This is a genomic window from Pelomonas dachongensis (assembly GCF_043555865.1).
Classification (GTDB): Bacteria; Pseudomonadota; Gammaproteobacteria; order Burkholderiales; family Burkholderiaceae_C; genus Pelomonas; species Pelomonas dachongensis.
This window is the reverse complement of record NZ_JBIGHY010000004.1, coordinates 260,701-283,844: the sequence shown is the minus strand read 5'-3', so window position 1 is coordinate 283,844 and position 23,144 is coordinate 260,701. Positions and strand designations below refer to the sequence as shown.

15 protein-coding genes and 1 tRNA gene are annotated in these 23,144 nt (G+C 69.3%); 7 read left to right on the top strand and 9 right to left on the bottom strand.

Translation table 11 applies throughout. The features are described 5' to 3' along the window. Positions 1-20: 20 nt before the first annotated feature. Positions 21-377 (bottom strand): GFA family protein, encoded by a 357-nt coding sequence (locus ACG02S_RS13400; RefSeq protein WP_394470956.1) that lies wholly within the window; start codon positions 375-377, stop codon positions 21-23. A gap of 57 nt (positions 378-434) precedes the next feature. After that, a complete protein-coding gene (gene katG / locus ACG02S_RS13395) occupies positions 435-2,636 on the bottom strand; it encodes a catalase/peroxidase HPI (RefSeq protein ID WP_394470955.1) in 2,202 nt (733 codons plus the stop codon). Between the two features lie 151 nt (positions 2,637-2,787). On the opposite strand from katG, the gene ACG02S_RS13390 reads away from it, so the two are divergent. Beyond that, positions 2,788-2,862: transfer RNA gene (locus tag ACG02S_RS13390), tRNA-Arg, on the top strand. Between the two features lie 4 nt (positions 2,863-2,866). Here ACG02S_RS13390 and ACG02S_RS13385 read toward each other — a convergent pair. After that, positions 2,867-3,550, bottom strand: a complete 684-nt coding sequence (locus ACG02S_RS13385) for a hypothetical protein (protein WP_394470954.1) — start codon at positions 3,548-3,550, stop codon at positions 2,867-2,869. Positions 3,551-3,722: 172 nt separating this feature from the next. Between ACG02S_RS13385 and ACG02S_RS13380 the strand changes: the two genes are divergently transcribed. Next, positions 3,723-4,712, top strand: a complete 990-nt coding sequence (locus ACG02S_RS13380; RefSeq protein ID WP_394470953.1) for a helix-turn-helix domain-containing protein — start codon at positions 3,723-3,725, stop codon at positions 4,710-4,712. A 139-nt stretch (positions 4,713-4,851) separates the two neighbouring features. On the opposite strand, the gene ACG02S_RS13375 is transcribed toward ACG02S_RS13380, so the two are convergent. The 6 genes from ACG02S_RS13375 to hrpA form a co-directional block, all read right to left on the bottom strand. Next, positions 4,852-5,274 (bottom strand): hypothetical protein, encoded by a 423-nt coding sequence (locus ACG02S_RS13375; protein ID WP_394470952.1) that lies wholly within the window; start codon positions 5,272-5,274, stop codon positions 4,852-4,854. A 41-nt stretch (positions 5,275-5,315) separates the two neighbouring features. Next, complete coding sequence (locus tag ACG02S_RS13370; protein WP_394470951.1) at positions 5,316-6,239, bottom strand: OmpA family protein; 924 nt, start codon at positions 6,237-6,239, stop codon at positions 5,316-5,318. A 31-nt stretch (positions 6,240-6,270) separates the two neighbouring features. Next, entirely contained in the window at positions 6,271-6,633 is a 363-nt protein-coding gene (locus ACG02S_RS13365; RefSeq protein ID WP_394470950.1) for a DUF4398 domain-containing protein, read from the bottom strand. Positions 6,634-6,824: 191 nt separating this feature from the next. Then, entirely contained in the window at positions 6,825-9,194 is a 2,370-nt protein-coding gene (locus ACG02S_RS13360) for a protein kinase domain-containing protein (protein ID WP_394470949.1), read from the bottom strand. A 13-nt stretch (positions 9,195-9,207) separates the two neighbouring features. Further along, entirely contained in the window at positions 9,208-10,992 is a 1,785-nt protein-coding gene (locus ACG02S_RS13355) for a serine/threonine protein kinase (RefSeq protein WP_394470948.1), read from the bottom strand. 222 nt (positions 10,993-11,214) lie between these two features. Then, positions 11,215-15,138: an ATP-dependent RNA helicase HrpA gene (gene hrpA / locus ACG02S_RS13350; protein ID WP_394470947.1), complete on the bottom strand. Its 3,924-nt coding sequence runs from the start codon at positions 15,136-15,138 to the stop codon at positions 11,215-11,217. A gap of 39 nt (positions 15,139-15,177) precedes the next feature. Between hrpA and argA the strand changes: the two genes are divergently transcribed. The 5 genes from argA to dnaG all read left to right on the top strand — a co-directional run bounded on the left by argA (position 15,178) and on the right by dnaG (position 22,867). Continuing rightward, entirely contained in the window at positions 15,178-16,521 is a 1,344-nt protein-coding gene (argA, locus tag ACG02S_RS13345) for an amino-acid N-acetyltransferase (protein ID WP_394470946.1), read from the top strand. Positions 16,522-16,608: 87 nt separating this feature from the next. Further along, complete coding sequence (locus tag ACG02S_RS13340) at positions 16,609-16,887, top strand: oxidative damage protection protein (protein ID WP_394470945.1); 279 nt, start codon at positions 16,609-16,611, stop codon at positions 16,885-16,887. A 425-nt stretch (positions 16,888-17,312) separates the two neighbouring features. Next, positions 17,313-17,609 carry an H-NS histone family protein gene (locus ACG02S_RS13335; protein ID WP_394470944.1) on the top strand — a complete coding sequence of 99 codons (297 nt, stop codon included), beginning with the start codon at positions 17,313-17,315 and terminating at the stop codon, positions 17,607-17,609. A 185-nt stretch (positions 17,610-17,794) separates the two neighbouring features. Beyond that, positions 17,795-20,956, top strand: coding sequence for a putative bifunctional diguanylate cyclase/phosphodiesterase (locus tag ACG02S_RS13330; protein WP_394470943.1), 3,162 nt, complete (start codon positions 17,795-17,797; stop codon positions 20,954-20,956). A gap of 9 nt (positions 20,957-20,965) precedes the next feature. Further along, positions 20,966-22,867 carry a DNA primase gene (gene dnaG / locus ACG02S_RS13325; protein ID WP_394470942.1) on the top strand — a complete coding sequence of 634 codons (1,902 nt, stop codon included), beginning with the start codon at positions 20,966-20,968 and terminating at the stop codon, positions 22,865-22,867. Positions 22,868-23,144: the final 277 nt, after the last annotated feature.

The following is a 23,144-nucleotide window of genomic DNA, read 5'->3' as shown; positions in this document are numbered from 1 at the left end:
GGCAGGGTGGGCGGCTTCAGTCACGGCATCGCGCGACCGTCGTAGGTATGCACCGGCACGGCCGCGAGGTCGATGCCATCGAGGCAGCGGATGTTGATCGCGGCCGTCGCGTCGCCATTGGGCGCCTTGCCCTCACCATACGGATGGATGCCGCAGGTGGCGCAGAAGCGGTGCTGGATGACGTGCTTGTTGAAGGTGTAGCTGGCGAGGTCGCTCTCCGGCGTCAGCAACCGCAGGCTGCTGCGCGGCGCAAACCACAGCAGCGAGCCTCTGCGCTGGCACATCGAGCAGTTGCACGCCACGGCCGAGTCGATCTCGCCGTCAACTTCGAATTTCACGCGGCCACAGTGGCAGCTGCCTTGGTGGGTGGTGGTCATGGAACTCCTGGATCGGGTGGGACGGCGCATTCTGGTGCGCCGCCCTGCCCACTCTTGTCAGCGGAGATCGAACCGGTCGTTGTTCATCACCTTCGTCCACGCGGCGACGAAGTCGACCACGAACTTCGCCTGGCCGTCGCTGGCGCCATACACCTCGGCCAGCGCACGCAGCTGCGCGTTGGAGCCGAACACCAGGTCCACCACGGTAGCCGTCCACTTCGGCGCGCTGGTCTTGCGGTCCACACCTTCCAGCACGCCATCGGTCGCACCCTTGCGCCACACGGTACGCATGTCCAGCAGGTTGACGAAGAAGTCATTGCTGAGCACGCCGGGCCGCTGCGTGAACACGCCATGCTGCGTGCCGCCGGTGTTGGCGCCCAGCACGCGCAGGCCGCCCACCAGTGCCGTCATCTCGGGGGCGCTGAGGTTCAGCAGTTGCGCCTTGTCGACCAGGCGTTCGGCAGCCTGCGCGGCGAAGCCCGGCGCGGCGTAGTTGCGGAAGCCATCGGCCACCGGTTCCAGCGCGGCGAAGGACTCGACGTCCGTCTGCGCCTGTGTCGCGTCCGTGCGGCCCGGTGCGAAAGGCACCGTCACGCTGACGCCGGCCTTCTGCGCAGCGGCCTCGATGGCAGCGCCGCCGGCCAGCACGATCAGGTCGGCCAGCGACACCTGGCGGCCACCCTGGGCGTTGAAGTCGCGCTGCACGCGCTCCAGCGTCGCCAGCACCTCGGCCAGCGCGGCCGGCTGGTTCACGGCCCAGTCCTTCTGCGGTGCCAGGCGCAGGCGCGCGCCGTTGGCGCCGCCGCGCTTGTCGCTCCCGCGATAACTGCCCGCAGACGCCCAGGCGGTGGCCACCAGTTGCTGCGTGCTCAGCCCCGAGGCCAGCACGGCGGCCTTCAGCGCCGCCTGGTCGGCGGCGTCAATGGGCTCACCCGATGCGGCAGGCAGCGGGTCCTGCCAGAGCAGTTCTTCCTTCGGCACCAGCGGGCCCAGGTAGCGCGACAGCGGGCCCATGTCGCGGTGCGTCAGCTTGAACCAGGCGCGCGCAAACGCGTCTGCAAACGCAGCCGGGTCGTTCAGGAAGCGTCGCGAAATCCTCTCGTAGGCCGGGTCCATGCGCAGCGCCAGGTCGGCGGTGGTCATCATGGGGGCGTGGAACTTGTTCGGGTCGTGCGCGTCGACGACGGTATCGCTGCCGGCGCCGCCCTTGGGCCGCCACTGGTGCGCGCCGGCGGGGCTCTTGGTCAGCTCCCAGTCGTACTTGAACAGCGTCTCGAAGTAGCCGTTGTCCCAGGTGGTCGGGTGCGGTTTCCAGGCGCCTTCGATGCCGCTGGTGATAGCGTGCGCACCGCTGCCGCTCTCGAACGTGCTGCGCCAGCCCAGGCCCTGCTCCAGGATGTCCGCACCTTCGGGCTCGGCGGCCAGCAGCTTGGCGTCGCCGGCGCCGTGCGCCTTGCCGAAGGTGTGGCCACCGGCCACCAGCGCCACGGTCTCCTCGTCGTCCATGGCCATGCGCGCGAAGGTCACGCGGATGTCGCGTGCCGACGCCAGCGGGTCGGGGTTGCCGTCCGGGCCTTCGGGGTTCACGTAGATCAGCCCCATCTGCACGGCCGCCAGGGGGTTGGCCAGCTCGCGGTCGCCGCGGTAGCGGCTGTTGGCCTTGTCGCTGGTGGCCAGCCATTCAGTCTCGGAGCCCCAGTCGATGTCCTCGGGTTCCCAGATGTCCACGCGGCCCCCGCCGAAGCCGAAGGTCTTGAAGCCCATGGACTCCAGCGCGACGTTGCCGGTCAGCACGATGAGGTCGGCCCACGAGATCTTGTTGCCGTACTTCTGCTTGATGGGCCACAGCAGGCGACGGGCCTTGTCGAGGTTGCCGTTGTCGGGCCAGCTGTTCAACGGCGCGAAGCGCTGCGCGCCGGTGCCCGCGCCGCCGCGGCCGTCGGCCACGCGGTAGGTGCCGGCGGCGTGCCAGGTCATTCGGATGAAGAAGGGGCCGTAGTGGCCGTAGTCGGCCGGCCACCAGTCCTGCGAATCGGTCATCAACGCGCGCAGGTCGCGGATGACGGCGTCCAGGTCCAGCTTCTTGAACTCGGCGGCGTAATCAAACGACTCGCCGAGCGGATTGCCGCGCACGGAGTGCCCGTGCAGCGAGCCGACGTTGAGCTGCTGGGGCCACCAGTTGCGGTTGCCGCGCGCACCGACGGTGGCGTGGTTGGCGTGGGCGCTGGCGAAGGGGCACTTGGCTTCGGTGGTGGACATCGGGGTCTCCTGTTTCTCGGTCCCTTGCAGTCTAGGAAACCGGCCGTGATGGGGCAATGCAATGCTCGCAATGACAGTGATAGCCCGGCCCGCCGCCAGGGTCATGCGAGAATCCGCGCCCTCGCGTGGCCGCAGGCCCGCGCGAGTGAATCTCTCCGTAGTTCAATGGATAGAACGGCCGCCTCCTAAGCGGCAGATACAGGTTCGATTCCTGTCGGAGGGACCAGCGCTCATCGGAGAAGTAGCCCGCCATGCGGGATTTGTGCGGGAGGCTGGTCGCCCTCGACTACTTCGCCAGCGCCGCCGCTCGGCACTCCCGATACATTCCCGCCACCTCGATCAGCTTGAGGGTCGTGCTGCCGCCACCGCCCGCTACTGGGAGACCGCGCTGGCGGGGGCGTCCGCCGCAAGTGCATCTCCTGCTCGACCCGCCAGTGCTTGCCGCCGTCGACCGACGTTTCGCCAAGCCAGCGGAATCGATCCGGTTGAATGTCGTTGAACGACCAACGCAAACTGGAGCCGTCTACGTCCACGCCGCGCAGCACGATGCGATCGCCCTCGACGCCGCCCTTGAGGTGGATCACTTCGCCGCGCAGCGCGGCAAACCACGACACGAGCCACTGTTTCGCCTTGGGGTCGAAGAGCCGCACGGTCGTGCCGCCTCGCAATTCGGCCGCGTGCTGCGGACGTTGGCCCTTGGGATAGAAGTACAAAACGTCCTGCACCACATGACCACCGAGGATCCAGCCGAAGTGCCACTCGCCGGTCATTGTGGTCTGCACACCGTCCGCGGCGGTGAACACGCAGTCCATGTCCCAACTGCCGACGAAGCGATCGAAGGTGTCGGCGGCAGCGCCCAGGGAGGGGTGTCCTTGCTCGGTGACGTTGAGCTGATCATGAAGGGCATGGGACATGGAGCGCTCCAAAGCTTGTGGGGGCGAGGTCGATCACCAGCCGGCCAAGGCCGCGCAGATCTTCCGACGCGATGGATTGGCCCTGGTCATCAGGCCGGCGATGTCCGCACTCTACTGAGCGCCGGCCGGGCACGCGACCGTCCGAAAAGACACAGATCAACAATAATCCGCCATGCGATCCATCACCTCCGTCACGCGCACGCTCGATGTGGCCTGCCTGGCCTACGACCAATGGAGCCTGTTCGAGGCCGGGATCGCGCAAGAGGTATTTGGCATCGAGCGGCCCGAGTTTGTGGTGCAGCCTTACCGCTTTCGGGTCATCCAGGGAGAGCCCGGAGTGCTTCGGGCCAAGGGGCGGCTTCGCCTGCAGGCCGACGCTGGCCTGCGCGCGCTCGGTACCGCGGACCTGATCGTGGTGCCAGGTTGGCGCGACCACGGGGAAATGCCTCCCGCGCCGCTGCTGACGGCGTTGCGCAGGTCGCATCAGCGGGGTGCGCGCCTGTTGTCACTGTGCACTGGCACGTTTGTTCTCGCGGCTGCCGGGGTTCTGGATGGGCGGCGGGCCACCACGCACTGGCGCTTTGCGGAGGCGTTCCGCGCTCGCTTCCCGAACGTCGAACTCCAGCCCGATGTGCTCTACGTGGACGAGGGCGATGTCATCAGCTCCGCCGGGAGCGCAGCCGGCATCGACGCTTGTCTGCATGTCGTCAGAAAGGACCACGGCGCCGAAGTTGCGAACCTGCTCGCGCGCACGATGGTGACGGCGCCGCACCGTGACGCCAGTCAGGCCCAGTTCGTCGACGCGCCCGTTGCCCGGCAACCCCATGGCGCGATGTCGCCGCTGATGGACTGGATACGCCGACACCTGCATCAGCCGCTTCGCGTGTCAGAACTGGCTGGCCGCGCGGCCATGAGCGAGCGCAACTTCCTGCGCCACTTCACGGCGCAGGTGGGAATGGGCCCCAAACAGTGGCTGCGCCACGAGCGCGTGAGGCTGGCCCAGGGTCTGCTCGAAGGTGGTGATCAATCCCTCGCCGTGGTGGCCGAGCGCTCTGGCTTCGGGACCGTGTCGGCGCTCAGGGCGGCGTTCATCGACGTGGTGGGCGTTCCGCCCTCGTCGCACAGGAGGCAGTTCCGGGAACGCGCGGTGGCGAGGTCTTGAACGTTCGTCCAATAAACCGATCGATGCAAGCGCGCGCTGGGATTGCGGCAGCCCTTTCTCCAACGTCCGCGACACCAGTGGAGAAACGACGAAGGGCACCCTGCGGATGCCCTTCGCACTCACCCGGAGGTTGCGGGTCTCAGTTGCCCGGCGATTTCGGGATGTCGGTGGAACGCACGGTCAGCGTCTTCAGCTGGCCACCGCCCTCCACGCTGCCCACGATCTGGCCTTCGCGCACGCGGCGCTCGCACATCTCGCGGTCTTCCGCCGGTTGGACCTGACAGCGCTTCAACGCGTTGGCGGCCCATTGCTCGGAGCGGTCGGTCGACGAGGCCAGCTTGCCCTGGCGTGCCTGCGCGTAGGCGGCCGAGGCCTCCTTCAGGCAGGTGCTGCGCGGCTGCTGGCTCTTGCCTGTCAGGCAGTCCGCCTTCTCGCGCTCGTACTGCAGCTTCAGCGGGTCGGCATCCTTGGCCGCCGGGCCGGCGTGGGCCACGCCGGTGAGGGCCATCAGGCCGGCGGCCAGCCAGGCCGCAGTGCTTCGAGTGGGTCGGTGGGTCGTCATGGCAATCTCCTTTGACGATGGGGGCGGTTGGCAGTCGGCGGTCAGCCGCGGGCGCGCACCGGCTGGTTGTCGTTCGAGATGTAGACCTCGACACGACGGTTCATCGCGCGGTCTGACGTGCTCGAATTGCTGGCCACCGGATACTGCTTGCCGTAGCCGCGGGTTTCCAGGCGGCTCGCGTCCACGCCCTGGGCCTGCAGCGCGGCGGCGACCGCCTGCGAGCGGCGCTGCGACAGCGTCAGGTTGGCGGCGTCGCCACCGACGCTGTCGGTGAAGCCTTCGATGAGGACGCGGCGGTCCGGGTGCTGCTTCAGGTAGTTGGCCAGCTTGGAGATGGACGCCTGGGCATTGGGCTTGATCTCGGCGCGGCCGAACTCGAAAAGCACGTCACCCAGCGTCACCAGCATGCCGCGGTCGGTCTGCTTGGCTTGCAGGTCGGCCAGCTCCTGCGCGAGCGCAGCGGCCTGGGCCTGCGCCTGAGCAGCGTCAGCTTGGGCATTGGCGGCCTGCTGGCGGGCAGCATTGGCATCGGCGCTGGCGTTGGCGGCGGCAATCTGTGCATTCGCAGCCTGGGCCTGCGCGACGTTGGCGCGGCGGGCGTTGGCGTCGGCGCGTGCACGCTCGCGGTCGGCCTCGGCAGCCTTGATCGCCTCTTCCTCGGTCGCGGCCTTGGCGATGGCCATGGCCGTGCGGGCCTGCGTGGAGGCGATGTAGGCGGCCGAGTCGATGTCGGCCGGGGCTTCACGCTCGGCGCTCAGGCGCTCGGCGCGCTGCAGCGAGTCGGCGGCCTTCTTCACGTCGAGCGACGCGTACTTCAGCACGGCGGGGTCAGCCTCGGCGGCGCGCACGTTGGAGCGCGCCTGCTGCAGGCCAGGCGTGACGGTCGGCGCGCTGGCGCAGCCGACCATCAAGGCGGCGGCAGCGGCCAGGGTAGTGAAAGAGGCGGCGAAACGGGTGGTGCTCATGGCAGTCCTTTCTTGTGCGTCGGTTCGAAGATCAGGAACGGTTCAGCTGCATCTGCAGCTGCTGGATGCTTTCGCGCACCTCGGCCAGCGCGCGGCTGGAGCGGGCGTTGCGCGCGGTGGCCTGGGCGAGCGCCGCATCGGCGGCGGCCTCGTCGGCCAGCTGGCGTGCGGCCACATAGTCCTTGCGGGCCATCGCGGCGTTGGCGCGGGCCAGCTTGTCCTTCGCGGTGGACAGCTCTGCCGGGGCCTCGGCCGCATTGCCGGTCGCCGTGTCGACGGCCGCGTTGGCGACAGCCATCTGTTCCTTGGGTTCGGGGGCCGACGCGCAGGCTGCCAGTGCGAGGGCAGCGACTGCGGCGATGACGGTCCGGCCGGTCATTGCTTTGGTATTCATACGGACTCCTGGTGATGGGTATGGCCCGGCTGGGCTCGTGCCGCACCGGTTCGGTTCTCTTTGCAGGAACACCCATCCAGTATTTGCCGCCGGCCGCGTAACGCCAGTCAGCCCGGGGGCGCAGTGCGGGTCAGCCTGCGGTGGCAGGCGTTGTGGGATTGGCCCTACAGCGCGGGACCGCGCCCCAGCAGTCAGCCGGCGGCTTGGCGGAAGGCCATCACGGCCTGGTTGCGCAGCGTGCGCACGAGCGACAGCTCCTTCTCGCCCAGTTGCACGGCGCCCGCCTTCGCATGGTCTGCATAGATCAGCCCCAGCGGTGCGCCCTTCAGCACCAGCGGCAGCAGCAGGAAGCTCTGCGCGCCCATCTCGGCCTTGAACCAACCGGGCAGCCGCTCGGCGATGTTGGCGGCGCGCGCGTCCTGGATCAGCGTGTCGGCGCCCTTCAGGCAGACGGCCGCGAGCAGGTCGGGCTTGGGCGGGGTCAGGTCCACGCGCAGCAGCGGCGCGAGGCGCTCCACGTCATCGCCCACCCCGAGCCGACCGGTCAGTGCCTGGCCGCGCGCATCGCGCAGACAGAAGATGACGCGGCGCAGGCCCAATGCGCGGTACATGGTCTCCAGGATCATGCGCAGCACGGCGTTGAGCTGCAGGCCCTCCACCATGGCGTCGGTGATCTCCTGCACGCCCGCAGCGAGCAGGTCGGCCGCCGGCGCGGCCTGTGGCCGGGCGAGCACCTCGGCGCGCTCGAACACCTGCGTGGGCGCCAGCTCATGCGCGGTCAGCGAGTCCTGTACTGACGGCGTCAGCGGCGCTAGCAGCCGCTGGGCGCGCGACTGCGGCGGCAGGTGCAACTCCAGCGCCTCGGTCATTTGCGCAATCCGCTGGCGCGCCGTGTCAGCGGCCTGCTCGAAGCGTTCGGCGCTGATGCCCAAGGCGCGCGCGTGGCGCTGCGCCAGGGCACGCACGCGGGCGTGCGCCTGCTCGGGCGGCGTGTGCAGGATGAGGTCGGCCATGTCGTTGGCGGCGCGCGCCAGCCAGCGCTGGCGCTCGGCGCCCTCGTCGACCTGCCGCAGCGGCGGATCACCCGCGGGCCGGCGCATCGCGCGCTGCAGGCTCTCGGGCAGGCCCCACTGGCGCGCCACGCCCAGGCCCAGCCCTTCGTAGTTCAAGCCCAGCACCTGCGTCGACGCCGCAGCCTCGCTGAGCGCCGGGGCGTCGTCCACCGGGCTGGCGAGCCGGCGCACCGCCTCGGCCTCCTCGGGGAAGTAGAACTCCGTCAGCGTGCGGCCAAGGTGGTGCAGCATGGCGCCAAGGAAGGCCTCCTCGGCCTCGCGCTCGTTGGTGCTCAGCTCGCGCGCAAGCGACGCGGCCATCAGTGAGCGCAGGAAGTCCTCGCGCAGCCGCTGTGCATGGCCCTTGTTCTCCATGCGCTCCAGCAGTACCAGGCTGAGCGCCAGGTTGCGGATGCCGGCGAAGCCGATCAGCGCCACGGCACGCGAGACGGTGCTGATGCCGCCACCGCCGGCATGCCGGTAGGCAGCCGTGTTGACCAGGCGCAGCAACTTCTGCGTCAGCGCCACGTCCTTCAGGATCTCGTTGGACAGGTTGGCCAGGCTCTCGTTCTCGGACTGCGTCAGGCGCTGGATGCGCGAGATCGCGTCCGACAGCGCCGGGAAATCGCTCTTATGGCGCATGCGGCGCAGCAGGAAGTCGAGCACCGGTGCATCGGGCGTGTCGGCATCGGTCTCCACGGCCGGGCGCAGCCATCCCGACAGCGCGTCGTGCAGCGCTGCGGCGCTGGCCCAGCGCGCTGAGGGCTCGCGCGCCAGTCCGCGCTGCACGATGGCGCGCAACGCGTCGTCCACGCCGTCCAGGCCCGGCGGCAGCTGCAGCTCGGTAGTCTGCACGCGCTGGATGGCGCGCCACGGATCGGGGTCGTGGTTCAGCCGCTGACCGCTGAGCATCTCGGCCAGCATGACGGCCGCAGCGAACACGTCCATCTGCGGGTGCGGCGCGGCCCCGCGCGCGGCCTCGGGCGAGATGTAGCCCGGCGTGCCGACGATGCGGGACGGCGAATCCACGTCGGCGGACACGCGCGCGGCGATGCCGAAGTCCATCACGCGCGGCCGGCCCCGCGCGTCCATCAGGATGTTGCTGGGCTTCAGGTCGCGGTGCACCAGGGCGGCGGCATGCGCCACCTTCAGCCCCTCCAGCATGCCCAGCACCCAGGTGACGGCCTCGGCCGCGCTCGGCTTGGGGCCGGCGCGCAGGCGCTGGCTCAGCGTGCCGCCGCTGACGTACTCGAATACCAGGTAGGAGTGGCCCGCCTGCGTGTCGGCCTCGAACACCGGCACGATGTTGGGATGCGTCAGCCGGGACACCGCACGCGCCTCGTGCAGCCATTCGTCGACGCTGCCGGGCTCGGCGACAGCCTTCAGCAGCTTCACGGCGACCTCGCGGTCCAGCAGCGGATCGTGCGCCAGCCAGACGGTCGCCTGCGCGCCCTCACCCAGGCGCTGCAGCAACTTGAAGCGGCCCAACTGGGGCAGGGCGTCGGCCATGGTCGGGACCGGGTCAGGACGCGCGGCGACCCGCCAGACGGTCGCGCAGCGGCGACGGCGATACCGGCGCGGCGGCCGGTGCTGCGGTCGCCGCGCCGGGGCGCTGGGCAGCCCCGGGGTTCAGCGCCTCCATGACCTCGCGAAGGCCCACGCCCAACGCCTTGGCATAGCGGCGCGTGGCCGCTTCCACGCCGGCGCGGCGCTTGTGCTCGGGCAGGCCCAGCGCGTCGACCAGTTCATTGGCCAGGCTGCACGTCAGGCGGATCGCATCGGCGTCGCCGCGCGGCTGGTGCACCGGCGCGTCCAGCGGCTGGCGGCGCACCATCTGCAGCAGCTCGTCGCCCAGACCCCAGTGGCGGGCCACGGCAACGCCCAGCGTGTCGAGGTCGCAGCCGAGCACGGCGTAGGCCGCGGCCTGCTCGCCCAAGCTGGGCGGGTTGGGAATGTCCTCGGTGGGTTCGGGCGGCAGCATCAGCTGGCGGATCTGCTGCGCGTCGTCCGGGAAGTGGTACTGCAGCAGAAGCCGGCCCAGGTTCTGCATGACCGTGATCAGGTAGACCACCTCGCCGTCGTAGCCGGCCGGGCGCAAGGCCTGGGCAATGCTGCCCGCCTTGTTGACGCGTGCCATCGCCGTGCGCAGCATCTCGGCGGCCACCGGCTGCAGCGGTCCAGGCCACGGCTTCAGCGCGTTGGCCGCCAGCTGCAGGCCGTCCAGGCCGATCATCTGGATGGCACGCTGCATGTTCAGCACGGTGTCGCCCTGATGGCCGTTCTGCCGCAATGCGTTGTTGACGCGGCGCACCAGCTCCAGGCTCAGCGCCATGTCCTTCAGCACCAGCTCCGACAGCGCATTGGCGTGCTGCGCCTCCAGGCCCGAGCCGGCCGTGAAGCGGTGCATGCCGGTGGTGGTGGTGGGCAGGTGGCCGATCCGCTGCAGCTTGTCCAGCAACAGCACGATGGGGCCGCCGTCGTCATGCGCGGCGGCTTGGCGCCAGCCGTCCAGCGCGCGCAGGAAGCTGCGCGCCAGGTGGTAGCGCTGGCGGGTCTGACGGTCGGTCGCACGGTTGCAGATGGCGCGCAGCGGGTCCGGAATGGGGTGCGGGGTTTCCCAGCCCAGCCGCACCACCTCACGGCCACGGGGCTGCATCTGCTGCACCACCTGCTGCAGGTCGATTTCCTCCAGCACCGGCTTGCCGCTGAGCGTGCGGTTCAGCAGCAGGCCCACGCACAGCACGTCCTCCTCGGCCGACTCGCGCACCGCGCGGCGGGTGACGGTGTTGTAGTCGACGTTGGCCGGGAACACCTCCTGCGCCACTTCCAGGCCGATGAGCCTGACCTTGTCGCTGCCGTCGATGATCATCGCGGCGGTCTGGATGTCGCGGTGCGCGTGGCCGGCCTCGTGCGCGAACGCCAGGCCTTCCAGCAGCTGCGCCACCCAGCCGGCGGCATCCAGTGGCAGCGGCGCGGCCTGCCGTGCCAGGCGCTCGTCCAGCGTCTCGCCCAGGGCGCGGTCGTAGGCCACGTAGGGCCAGCTCTCGACCTGGCCGATCTCGAATGCCGGCGCCACGTGGGGATGCTGCACGCGCGCGCCGGCCTGCGCCATGCGCAGCCAATGCTCCAGCGCGGCCGGGCTGTTGGGCTTCTCGCGCGGCATGCACAGCATCAGTTCCTGGCCATGACGCGAATCGAACACGCGCCAGACCAAACTCCGCGTGCTCTTGGACAGCAAGGCGCGCAGCTCGAAGCGGCCGAAGCTCCTCAGCGGGGTCGGTGGGGTGGCGGGGCTTGTCTCGGACACGGTGGGGGGCGGTCTGCTGTAACAGATGTAATGGCCGCATTGGACTCCAGGCTAGCCGGGCCGGGCTTGCAGCCAAGCGTCGAAATGCGACGGATTTCCTCCCCACCCGGGCGCCAGCGCGCGCTTGTGTGCATCAGCTCACGAAACAGCACCGGCGCCGGGTGAGTTTTACGCCCGTGGCCGGCGCCTGCGTGTCAGCGACCCGCGAGCAACTGCGCAGGGTCAACCGGCCAGCTGGCTCCAGACTTTGTCCAGCCGTTTCACGCTGACCGGCTGCGGAGTTCGCAGCTCCTGCGCGAACAGGCTGACGCGCAGTTCCTCCAGCTGCCAGCGGAAGTCGTCCAGCCGCGCGTCGCGCACGCCCTTCAGCTCCGCCAGCCGGCGCGTGTAGCGCTGCTCCAGCGGCTTGATCTCGCCCATCAACTTGGTGTCGCGTGCAGGGTCGGCACGCAGCTTGTCCAGCCGACCGGTGACCGCCTTCAGGTAGCGAGGCAGGTGCTGCAGCTGTGCCCATGGCGTGTCGATGGCAAAACGCTTGGGCACCAGGCGCTGAAGCTGCGCGGCGATGTCGTCGCCCACCTCCTTGGCCGGGCGCGAGTCCTTCAGCTTGCGGGTGGCATTGGCCAGTTCCTGCAGCACGGCGTGCACGGCGCGGGCGACTTCCTGCGCGATGAGGTTCAGGCGGCTGCGGCCTTCCTCGATGCGCTTCTTGAACGCGAAGGGGTCGGTCGGCAGCGGGTCGGCCAGGAAGGCACGGTCAAGCGCGACGCCGATGATCTGGTCGCGCAAGTCCTCGGCCGTGCCCAGGGCCATGAACAGCACCGACATGCGCTGCAGGTCGGGAATGTTCTTTTCGAGAAAACGAAGCGGCTCCTTCAGCTGCAGCGCGACCAGCCGGCGCAGGCCGGCACGGTGCTTGGCGGCGGCTACCTCGGGCTCATCGAACACCTCGATCTCGACGCGGTTGCCCTTGTCGATCAGCGCCGGGAAGCCGATCAGCGTCTGGCCGCCCTTCTTGATTTCCAGCAGCTCTGGCAGCTCGCCGAAGGTCCAGTCGGTGTATGCCTGGCTCTCGTCACGGGCCGGCTCCGGCTTCTTGACAATCTCGACACGGATGCCCTTCCCGGCCACCGGCGCGGGCGCCGGCTTGGGCACCTCGGCGGCCGGCAGCTTCAGGGCCGCCAGCGCCTGAAACGCCGAGCGCGCCTGGCTGCCCAGCTCCGCCTTCAGCGCCGCGAGCTGCCGGCCCTGGCCGAGCTGGCGGCCGTGCTCGTCGACGACGCGGAAGTTCATGAACAAGTGGGCGGGCAACTGCTCCAGCTTGAAGTCGTTGCGCTGCACGGCGATCTGGCTGCGGTCCTTGACGGCCCGCAGCAGCGTATCCACCAGCCCGCCCTGACAGAACGGCTGCAGCTCGATGAACTCGGCGACGAAGTCGGGCAGCGGCGTGAGGCGCGCACGCGGCTTCTGGTGCAGGCTCTTCAAAAGCGCCGTGACCTTGCCGGCCAGCATGCCGGGCACCAGCCACTCAGCGCGCTCCTCACTGACCTGGTTCAGCGCAAAGATGGGCACGGTCACCGTCAGCCCATCCCGCGGGTCGCCGGGCTGGTGCAGGTAGGTCGCCACGCAGTCCACGCCACCCAGGCGGATCACCTTGGGGAAGGCCTCGCTGGTGACGCCCGAGGCCTCATGGCGCATCAGCTCGTCCTGGCTGAGCTGCAGCAGCTTGTCGTCGGCCTTGCTCGCGTCACGCCACCACTTCAAAAGCGTCGCGCCGCTGAATACATGCGCCGGCAGCTTGTCGTCGTAGAAGGCGTAGATCAGCTCGTCATCCACCAGCACGTCCTGGCGGCGCGACTTGTGCTCCAGCGCCTCAACCTTGCTGATCTGGCGGCGGTTGTGGCCGATGAACGGCAAGCTGCGGACCAGGTCTTCCGGCAGCTCGTCGTTGACCAGCCCTTCGCGGATGAAGATCTCGCGCGCGGCTTTCGGATCGACGCGGCCGAAGTTGACGCGCTTGTTGCTGTACAGCACGATGCCGTAGAGCGTCGCCCGCTCCAGCGCCACGACCTCGGCGGCCTTCTTCTCCCAGTGCGGCTCCAGCAGCTGGGTCTTGATCAGGTGGCCGGCGATGGGCGGCAGCCACTGCGGCTCGATGTTGGCCAGGCCCCGGCCATACAGCCGCGACGTGTCCACCAGCTCAGCCGCGACGATCCAGCGGCCCGGCTTCTTGCTGAGATGCGCACCGGGGTGGCGGTAGAACTTGATGCCGCGCGCGCCGAGGTACCAGTCCTCGTCGTCGCTCTTCTGGCCGATGTTGCCAAGCAGGCCGGCCAGCATGGACAGGTGGATCTGCTCGTAGGTTGCATCGCTCTGGTTCAGCCGCCAGCCGTGCTCGGCCACGACCGTCTGCAGCTGCGAATGCACGTCGCGCCATTCGCGCACGCGGCGCGGGCTGACGAAGTTCTCGCGCAGCAGCTGCTCCTGCTTGCGATGCGACAGTTTGTGCTGACCCTCGCTGCCTTTGGATTCGCCCAGCCACCTCCACAGCTTCAGATAGCCCATGAACTCCGACTTTTCGTCGTCGAACTTCTTGTGCTTCTCGTCGGCGGCCTGGGCGGCCTCCTGCGGGCGGTCACGCACGTCCTGGCCCGACAGCGCCGACGCGATGACCAGCACCTCGGTCAGCGCGTCACGCGTGCGCGCCTCCAGGATCATGCGGCCCACGCGCGGGTCCAGCGGCAGGCGCGACAGCTCCTTGCCCAGCGGCGTCAGCTCGTTGTTGTCGTCCGTCGCCCCCAGCTCGTTGAGCAGCTGGTAGCCGTCGGCAATCGCCTTGGGCCGCGGCGCCTCCAGGAAGGGGAAGCGCTCCACGTCACCCAGGTGCAGCGACTTCATGCGCAGGATGACGCCGGCCAGCGACGACCGCAGGATTTCCGGATCGGTGAACTTCGGCCGCTCGTTGAATTCCTTCTCGCTGTACAGCCGCACGCAGATGCCGTTGCTGACGCGGCCGCAGCGGCCAGCGCGCTGGTTGGCTGCTGCCTGGCTGATGTTCTCAATCAACAGCTGCTCGACCTTGTTGCGGTAGCTGTAGCGCTTCACGCGCGCCAGACCCGGGTCGATGACGTAGCGGATGCCCGGCACCGTCAGCGAGGTCTCGGCCACGTTGGTGGCCAGCACGATGCGGCGCGCGCCGTGCGGCTCGAAGACCTTGTTCTGGTCGGCCTCGGACAGGCGCGAGAACAGCGGCAGGATGTCGACACCCGGCGGGTGGTGCTTGCGCAGCGCTTCGGCCGCTTCACGGATCTCGCGCTCGCCGGGCAGGAACACCAGTACGTCGCCGCCGCCCTCGCGCCACAGCTCGTCCACCGCGTCGGTGATGGCGTTGTTCAGGTCGTACTCGCGGCTCTCCTCGAACGGGCGATAGCGTTGCTCCACCGGGAACAGCCGGCCCGACACCATCAGCACCGGCGCCGGCCCCCTGCTCGACTCGAAGTGCTTCGCGAAGCGGTCGGCGTCGATGGTGGCCGACGTGACGACGATCTTCAGATCCGGCCGGCGCGGCAGCAGCTCGCGCAGGTAGCCCAGCAGAAAGTCGATGTTGAGGCTGCGCTCGTGGGCCTCGTCGATGATGAGCGTGTCGTAGGCCTTCAGCAGCGGGTCGCTCTGCGTCTCGGCCAGCAGGATGCCGTCCGTCATCAGCTTGACCGACGCGCCCTTGGACAGCCGGTCCTGGAAGCGGACCTTGTAGCCCACCACTTCTCCCAGCGGCGTCTTCAGCTCCTCAGCGATGCGCTTGGCCACGCTGCTGGCGGCTATCCGCCGCGGCTGCGTGTGGCCGATCAGGCCGCCACCATTGACGCGGCCACGGCCCATCGCCAGCGCTATCTTGGGCAGCTGCGTGGTCTTGCCGGAGCCGGTCTCACCGCAGACGATGACGACCTGATGCTCGGCCAGCGCCTGCATGATCTCGTCGCGGCGCGACGACACCGGCAGGGACTCGGGGAAAGAAATGGAAAGAACCGGCAGGGTTTGTTGACCCCCACGCCCATCTTGCGATGGGCTGTCCCCCGACGGGGCTACGCCGCCTTGGGAGCGGCCCGGCGCCGGCGCGCGCCGGCTCTCTGGAATTTGGGAACTCATTGCGTCGTCATTGTCCCGCAGGCCCGAGAATCCCGCCCCATGACCGGCCTCGTCTTCCCTCACACCTTCGTGCCCTGGTTCCGTTCGGTGGCGCCGTACATCCACGCCTACCGCGGCGAGACCTTTGTCGTCGGCATGCCAGGTGAACTGATCTCGGCCGGCAAGCTCAACACCTTCGTGCAGGACCTGGCCATCATGCACGCCATGGGCATCAAGCTCGTGCTGGTGCACGGTTTCCGCCCACAGGTCAACGAACAGCTGCTGGCCAAGGGCCAGACGCCGCGCTTCAGCCACGGCCGCCGCATCACCGACGCCGTCGCGCTGGACTGCGCCCAGGAGGCCGCGGGCCAACTGCGCTTCGAGATCGAGGCGGCGTTCAGCCAGGGCCTGCCCAACACGCCCATGGCCAACGCCACCGTGCGGGTCGTTTCGGGCAACTTTCTGACCGCACGGCCGGTCGGCATCGTCGACGGCGTGGATTTCCAGCATTCGGGCCTGGTGCGCAAGGTCGATGGCGCGGCCATCCAGCGCGCCATCGACATCGGCGCCATCGTGCTGCTGTCGCCGTTCGGCTTTTCGCCCACGGGCGAGGCCTTCAACCTGTCGATGGAGGACGTCGCCACGTCGGCGGCCATCGCGATGCAGGCCGACAAGCTGTTGTTCGTCTGCGAGGTGCCCGGCGTGCTGGAGAACCCGGCAGACCCGGACAGCCCCATCGACACCGAGCTGGCGCTGGCCGACGCCGAACGCATGGTGGCCCAGGCAGGCCCGGCGCCGGAGCCCAGCGACGTGGCCTTCTACCTGCGCCACTGCGCCGAAGCCTGCCGCGCGGGCGTGGAGCGCTCGCACATCATCCCGTTCGCGGTCGACGGCGCGCTGCTGCAGGAGGTCTACACCCACGACGGCATCGGCACCATGGTCGTCGACGAGAAGCTGGAGAGCCTGCGCGAGGCCGGCGCTGACGACGTGGCCGGCATCATCCAGCTCATCGAGCCCTTCGAGCGCGACGGCACGTTGGTCAAGCGAAGCCGCACGGAAATTGAGCGCGATGCCGAGCTGTACACGGTCATCGAGCACGACGGCGTCATCTTCGGCTGCGCGGCGCTCTACCCTTACGTCGAGGCCCACACGGCCGAGATGGCCGCGCTGACCGTCTCAGCCGAAGTGCAGGGTCAGGGCGACGGCGACCGCCTGCTCAAGCGCATCGAGCAGCGCGCCAAGGCCATGGGGCTGAGCAGCATCTTCGTGCTGACCACCCGGACCATGCACTGGTTCATCAAGCGCGGATTCCAGCAGGTCGACCCGGAATGGCTGCCGGACGAGCGCAAGCGCAAATACAACTGGGACCGCCGCTCGCAAGTGCTGGTCAAACGATTCAACTAACCCCGAAAGGGCTCACAAGGCCCGTCGATACGACCCACACGCTACAGTGCCGGCCGTTTTCCCTTTCTGTCGTTCCAGGAGTCCGCCATGCCCCGCACCGTCCAATGTGCCTATCTGAAGAAGGAAGCCGAAGGTCTGGACTTCCCGCCCTACCCCGCTCACACCGAACTCGGCAAAAAGGTCTGGGAGAGCGTCAGCAAGGAAGCCTGGGCGGCCTGGATGAAGCACCAGACCATGCTGGTCAATGAGAATCGCCTGAACCTCGCCGACCTGCGCGCCCGTCAATACCTGATGCGCCAGGCAGAACAGTTTTTCTTCGGCACGGGTGCCGAAGCCGTGGCCGGCTACGTCCCACCCGCGAACTGAGCACAGCGGAAAACTTGGGAATTGCTCATTTGCCCCGCGCAAGTGATGCACTCGCCACATTCTCCTTCGGCACGGGTGCCGAAGCCAAAGTGGGCCTGGTGCGGCCCAGCCGCTGATTAAGCCCGGCCGGCCTGGGCATCCGCGTTGAATATCAAGGGCCGGGACGCCAGTCGCCGGCCCTTGGTGTTTCTGCTACCGCCGTGACCTGTGCGCCCGGCACGAGTGCCGGCAAGGCTCGCGAATACAAAGGGGGCCTCGGGAATGAAAACCCGCAGCGCCCGTCAAAGAAAACTCTTGCATGAAACCGGCCTGCCGCGATTTAATCCGGTCACGGAGATACTCGCGCGGTTCAAAACCGCCTTCTCCGAGGCCGTGGGCCGCAACGCCCCGAGTCTCCCCGCTCAAATCGCCACAGGAATCGCAGCATGTCCAATCTCAAGGAACTTCTGGCACAACGCGCCGCGCTGGATGAACAGATCAACCAAACCAAGGATCGTGAACGCAGCGAAGCCATTGCCAAGGTCAAAACCCTGATGAGCGAATATGGCCTGTCAATCGCCGATCTGAGCACCCGCACGCCCAAGCCCGTCAAGGTGTCCAAAGTGGCGGCAAAGTATCGCAATCAGGCCACCGGAGAAACCTGGAGCGGCCGCGGCCTGCAACCGAAATGGCTGAAGGCAGCCGTTGCCGGCGGTGCCAAGCTGACCGATTTCGCGGTCTGAAACCGCCGCGCCGCTGTCCGCGCAAGCGCGGGACAGCCCCTTGAATCAGGGCCTCCTTCGGGACGGCCCTTTTCATTTTGTTGCATGAGCGTGCCTAAACTCTGGTGTATGCACGCAGTCATGCCGATCAAGGCCAGTCGATACGGACGCCGCCATGCCGGCCAGCCCGTGGCGCAAGGCTGACCATGGCAGCCAGCACCCAGGGCGGTGACACCCAGCAGCCGCGCCACACCATCACCCCGCTGACCGGCGAAGCGCCGCCCTCCGCCTCGCTGGCGGCCGGGCCAAGGCGCATCCATGACCGGCGCGGCTGGCGCCGCCTGCGCCGCGTCGGGCTGGCCGCCGCCGCCGGCCTGGGAGCCGGCGTCGTTGCCGCCTGGATGCTGGGAGGCGCACTGCTGCCGCCGCTGCTGAGGCCGCCGCAGCCGTCGGGCGCCCTCGCCATCCCTGAGCTGCTGCTGCCGCTGTTGATCGCCGCCTTCGGCCTGACCGTGCTGTGGCGGCTGGGCACCTGGGTGCTGCCCGTGGCGATGGCCGGCCTGCTGCTGGGCTGCAGCCTGCCGCTGCTGCCGCACGTCGGCCTGACACCCACAGGGCTGCTGGCCTCCGCGCCCTTGCTCAGCGTGCTGACGCTGCCGCTGCTGGCGCTGCTGCTGAACCGCAGCCTGCTGCGCCGCCTGGGGCTCAGCGGCCGGCTGGCGAGCCGGCGCGAAATGGGCAGCTTCGCCGCGCTCGCCGGGCTGGCCGCGCCGCTGCTGGCGATGCTGCCGGCCGTCGCGGTGCCGCTGGTGCTGGGGCATGGCTGGCAGGCCAGCCTGGTGGGTGCCGCACAACTGGGGGTGGCCTGGGCGCTGGGGCTGCTCAGCGTCGGCACCGCCTTGCAGGCCAGTGCACAGCGCCCGCGCCGCGGCAACCACTGGGTCAGCCAGGCGCTCGCCGCCGTGGCGTTGGTGGCGCAGATCACGGCCGGCTGGCACCCCGACGCCATCGCGCTGCTACTGGCGCCGCACCTGCTGCTGTGTCTGCACGCACTGCAGGCATCACCGCGCGACAACGCCCGACTCGGCGCGGCGCTGCTGCTGCTGTGGGCGCTGTGCACGCCGGGCACGCCGGCCAGTTGGCTGGCGGGCCTGCTGCTGGCGGGTCTGCCCCTGGCCGTCATCGCGTTGAGCCGCCACCAGTTGCGTGAGCGCGATGCCTGGCGCGCCGCACTCGATGCCCAAGGCCTGGCCCTCGCCGAATGGCGGCTGCCGGAAGGACGCCGCCAGGCCTCCGCGCGCTGGCTGGCGTTGACCACCCCCGTCGACCCCAGCGCCGCGCCGGCCACCGGCCCGCTGGACTGGCTGCGCGCCGTGCACCCGCGCGAGCGCGATGCTGCCCGCGCCGCGCTGCGCGAGCTGGTGTCGACACCCGGCCCCCAGCAGCTGGCGCTGTCGCTGCGGCTGGCTGCCGACGGCGGCGACTGGCGCTGGCACGAATTGCAAGCCCATGTGCCGCAGCGCGACCGCCGCGGCCGCGCGCGTGGCCTGATCCTGACGCTGGCCGACACCAGTTGGCGCCGCACCGCCGAGGAGCGCGAGCGGTTGTCGGCCACGCTGTTCCAGCAGTCGCGCGAGGGGCTGGCCGTCGTCGATACCCAGTGGCGCATCGTCGAAGCCAATCCTGCCTACTGCGAACTGCTGCACGCGTCGCGGGAAATTCTCGTCGGCCGCCCGGCCGTGCCGCTCAGCAAGACCAACCTGAAGCGCAGTGGGCAGGACGGCGCGGAGTTGCTGAAGCGCCTGAATGCCGGCCAGTCCTGGAGCGGTCGGCTGGAGGTCCAGCTGGACGACAGCGGGCAGCACATCTTCGACGCCCGACTCAGTCCGGTGCCGGAGCCAGACGGCATCGGCCCGCGCTGGCGCCTGCTGAGCCTGACCGACCTGGGCGAAAGCCTGCGCCAGCAAGACCTGCTGCGGCGCAGCCTGCGCTACGACGTCGCCACCGGACTGCCCAATCGCGACGAGTTCATGCGCCTGCTGCCGCAGTCGATGGCCGCGGCCAACCGCGACGGCTTCAACCTCATCGTCGGCGTCATCGACCTGGACGACTTTGCCCGCGTCAACGCAGAGCATGGCCAGCTGGTGGCCGACGCCGCCATGCAGCAGATCGCCACGCGGCTGCAGGCCACGCTGCGCGGCGCGCGTGGCGCCTGGCCCGACACCGCCGACCAGCTCGCCCGCCTGCATGGTGACGAGTTCGCCGTACTGCTGCGGGTGCAGACACCCGAGGAAGGCCAGCACGCGATCTCCCGGCTGATGACGGTGCTGTCCACCCCGGTGGCGATCCGCGAGAGCCGCGTCGGCGAAGGCATGGTGCTGGAGCTCGGCGCCAGCATGGGCGCGACGCTCTATCCCAAGGACGACGCCGACCCCGAGACGCTGCTGCGCCATGCCGGCCACGCGCTGTACCGCGCCAAGCAGGCCGGCCGGGGCATCGTCGACTTCCACGACCCGACGCTGAACGCGCGCGACGAGGCCGACCTGCTGGCCGTGGCGCGCCTGCAGCGCGCGCTGGACGGCGGCGAGCTGCTGCTGCACTACCAGCCGCAGATCGAGCTGCGCACGGGCCAGGTCATGGGCGTCGAGGCCCTGCTGCGTTGGCAGCACCCCGACCGCGGCCTGCTGACGCCGGCGCACTTCCTGCCCGGCATCGAGAACTCGGGGCTCGCGGTGCAGATCGGCGACTGGGTCATCGAGCAGGCGCTCACCCAGGCCGAAGCCTGGAAACGCGACGGTGCCAACGCCGGCCGGGGCCTGCCGGTCAGTGTCAACGTGGGCATACGCCAGCTGCGCCAGCCGGATTTCCCGCAACGGCTGCAGGAGCTGCTGCAACGCCACCCCGCCGGCATGAGCCACCTGCTGAACCTGGACGTGCTGGAGGCCGACGCGCTTGGCGAGATCGGCTCCACGCAGGCGCTGATCCAGCGCTGCATGAATCTCGGGGTGGGCGTCTCGCTGGACGACTTCGGCGCCGGCTATTCGCGGCTGACCTCGCTGAAGCAGCTGCCGGCCGACACGCTGAAGCTGGACCGCAGCTACGTGCAGGGCATGCTGGGCGATGCGCAAGACCTGTCGCTGGTGGAAAGCGTCATCGGACTGGGCCGCAACATCGGCTGCACGGTGCTGGCCAAGGGCGTCGAGAGCCGCGCCCACGCGCGCGAGCTGGTGCGCCTGGGCTGCCGGCTGGGCCAGGGCCACGGCATCGCCCCCGCGATGCCCGCGCAGTCGCTGCCCGCCTGGATGGAAAACTTCGTCCGCAGCGACTGGGCAGGCCAGTTGCGCGCAGCGCCCCAGCCCCATCCGTAAACTGGCGGGGTGATTCCCCAAGGCTTCATCCAGGATTTGCTGTCCCGCGTCGACATCGTCGACGTGGTGAGCCGCCACGTTGAGCTGAAGAAGGCCGGCGCCAACTTCAAGGGCCTGTGCCCCTTCCACGGCGAGAAGTCGCCCAGCTTCAACGTCAACCGCGTCCGCCAGACCTACCACTGCTTCGGCTGCGGCGTGCACGGCAACGCCATCGGCTTCCTGATGGAGCACACCGGCGCCAGCTTCGTCGAGGCCGTCGAAGACCTCGCCCAGCAGACCGGCATGCAGGTGCCGCAGGACGAGCGCAGCCCCGAGCAGCGCGACAAGGCCAAGGCCGAGAAGGCCCGGCAGCAGAGCCTCACCGACGTGCTCGCCCGCGCCGGGGACTTCTACAAGGCGCAACTGCGCAAATCGCCGCGCGCCATCGATTACCTGAAGGGACGCGGCCTCAGCGGGCAGGTCGCTGCCCGCTTCGGCCTGGGCTATGCGCCCGAAGGCTGGCGCTCGCTGGCCAGCGGCTTCCCGTCGTACGACGACCCGCAGCTGGTGGAGTCGGGCCTGGTCATCACGCCGGAGGTCGACCCGGGTGAGGAGGTCAAGCGATACGACCGTTTCCGCGACCGCGTGATGTTCCCCATCCGCAACGTGCGGGGCGAGGTCATCGGCTTCGGCGGCCGCGTGCTGGACAAGGGTGAGCCCAAGTACCTGAACTCGCCCGAAACCCCGGTGTTCGTGAAGGGCCGCGAGCTGTACGGCCTGTTCGAAGGCCGGCAGGCGATGCGCCTGCGCGGCTACGCGCTGGTCGTCGAAGGCTACATGGACGTCGTCGCGCTGGCCCAGTACGGCATCGGCAACGCCGTCGCCACGCTGGGCACGGCCTGTACGGCCGAACATGTGCACAAGCTGTTCCGCTTCACCGACAGCGTGGTGTTCAGCTTCGACGGTGACGCGGCCGGCCGCCGCGCCGCCGGTCGCGCGCTGGAGGCCGCCCTGCCGCACGCCAACGAGACGCGCACCGTCAAGTTCCTGTTCCTGCCGACCGAGCACGACCCCGACTCCTACGTCCGCGAGCTGGGCGCCGAGGCGTTCGAGCGCGCGGTGGAAGGCGCCGTGCCACTGTCGCGCCAGTTGGTGAACGTGGCCGGTGAAGGCTGCGACCTCGGCACGCCCGAAGGCCGCGCCCGCATGCTCGGTCAGGCCCGGCCGCTGTGGAACCTGCTGCCCGAAGGCCTGCTGCGCCGCCAGCTGCTGGGCGAGATCGCGCGTCAGGGGCAGATGCCGGAGGCCGAACTGCAGTCGATGTGGTGGGGCGAAGCCCTGCCGCCCCCCGCTGGCAGCAACGCCGAACCGCCTCAGGCCGAGAAGCCACGCTGGCAGCCAAAAGGCGAATGGAAACCTAAGGGCGAATGGAAACCCAAGGGCGAGTGGAAGGGCAAGGGCGACTGGAAGTCGCGGCGCGATGCCGAACCGCGCCCGGCCGGTCCACGCGCCACGCCGGCCACGCACGCCGACAACGCCACCCGCCTGTTGCTGCAGCACAGCGAACTGTGGGAGACGCTGGCCGACGAGGATCGCAGCCTGCTGCACGACCTGCCCGGCACGCACGGTGAGCTGATCCATTGGCTGGAGCGCCACCTGACCCATCACGGCGCCAGCCCCTGGGCGGTGGTGCAGGCAGGGCTGGCTGCCGACGGCTTCGGCGACCCGGTGCACCGACTGGTGCGCAGCTTCCAGGAGCTGGGCATCGAGGAGTCCGACCCTCAGGGGGACCTCGCCGGGGCGGTGGCGGAGCTGCGAGCCCGGGCGCCAGCCGCGCTGCCGGGCGGCGACGGCGCCACCGACGACGAGCGGCGCCGCGCCTTGGAGGCACTGGCCCGGCTGCGCGAACGCCATGGCGTCTCGCGCGGCTGATGTCGAATTTTTGACGTCTCTGTAAATCTGGCGGATAATTCAACGTTTTCCGCGCGCGTCAAGAGTGACGGCAGAGAAATGCCGGAACCGGCCACCCAGCGACACTGGGCAACTCGATCAAGAGTTTTGAAGGCCACAACATCCGCCAGCTCTGCATACCAAACGATCACGCCAGCTTGTTCGCGCCACGCCACGGTCCCTGACCCGCACGACGGGTGATACCGGGTGATGAAAGCCACCGCCCCCTGCCCCGCCGGTTTTTTCGACCAGCCCGGGC

Bases quoted from the DNA above. Each gene is read 5' to 3' on its own strand.
- ACG02S_RS13400 (WP_394470956.1), bottom strand. From the start codon at position 377: ATGACCACCACCCACCAAGGCAGCTGCCACTGTGGCCGCGTGAAATTC.
- katG (WP_394470955.1), bottom strand. From the start codon at position 2,636: ATGTCCACCACCGAAGCCAAGTGCCCCTTCGCCAGCGCCCACGCCAAC.
- ACG02S_RS13385 (WP_394470954.1), bottom strand. From the start codon at position 3,550: ATGTCCCATGCCCTTCATGATCAGCTCAACGTCACCGAGCAAGGACAC.
- ACG02S_RS13380 (WP_394470953.1), top strand. From the start codon at position 3,723: ATGCGATCCATCACCTCCGTCACGCGCACGCTCGATGTGGCCTGCCTG.
- ACG02S_RS13375 (WP_394470952.1), bottom strand. From the start codon at position 5,274: ATGACGACCCACCGACCCACTCGAAGCACTGCGGCCTGGCTGGCCGCC.
- ACG02S_RS13370 (WP_394470951.1), bottom strand. From the start codon at position 6,239: ATGAGCACCACCCGTTTCGCCGCCTCTTTCACTACCCTGGCCGCTGCC.
- ACG02S_RS13365 (WP_394470950.1), bottom strand. From the start codon at position 6,633: ATGAATACCAAAGCAATGACCGGCCGGACCGTCATCGCCGCAGTCGCT.
- ACG02S_RS13360 (WP_394470949.1), bottom strand. From the start codon at position 9,194: ATGGCCGACGCCCTGCCCCAGTTGGGCCGCTTCAAGTTGCTGCAGCGC.
- hrpA (WP_394470947.1), bottom strand. From the start codon at position 15,138: ATGAGTTCCCAAATTCCAGAGAGCCGGCGCGCGCCGGCGCCGGGCCGC.
- argA (WP_394470946.1), top strand. From the start codon at position 15,178: ATGACCGGCCTCGTCTTCCCTCACACCTTCGTGCCCTGGTTCCGTTCG.
- ACG02S_RS13340 (WP_394470945.1), top strand. From the start codon at position 16,609: ATGCCCCGCACCGTCCAATGTGCCTATCTGAAGAAGGAAGCCGAAGGT.
- ACG02S_RS13335 (WP_394470944.1), top strand. From the start codon at position 17,313: ATGTCCAATCTCAAGGAACTTCTGGCACAACGCGCCGCGCTGGATGAA.
- ACG02S_RS13330 (WP_394470943.1), top strand. From the start codon at position 17,795: ATGGCAGCCAGCACCCAGGGCGGTGACACCCAGCAGCCGCGCCACACC.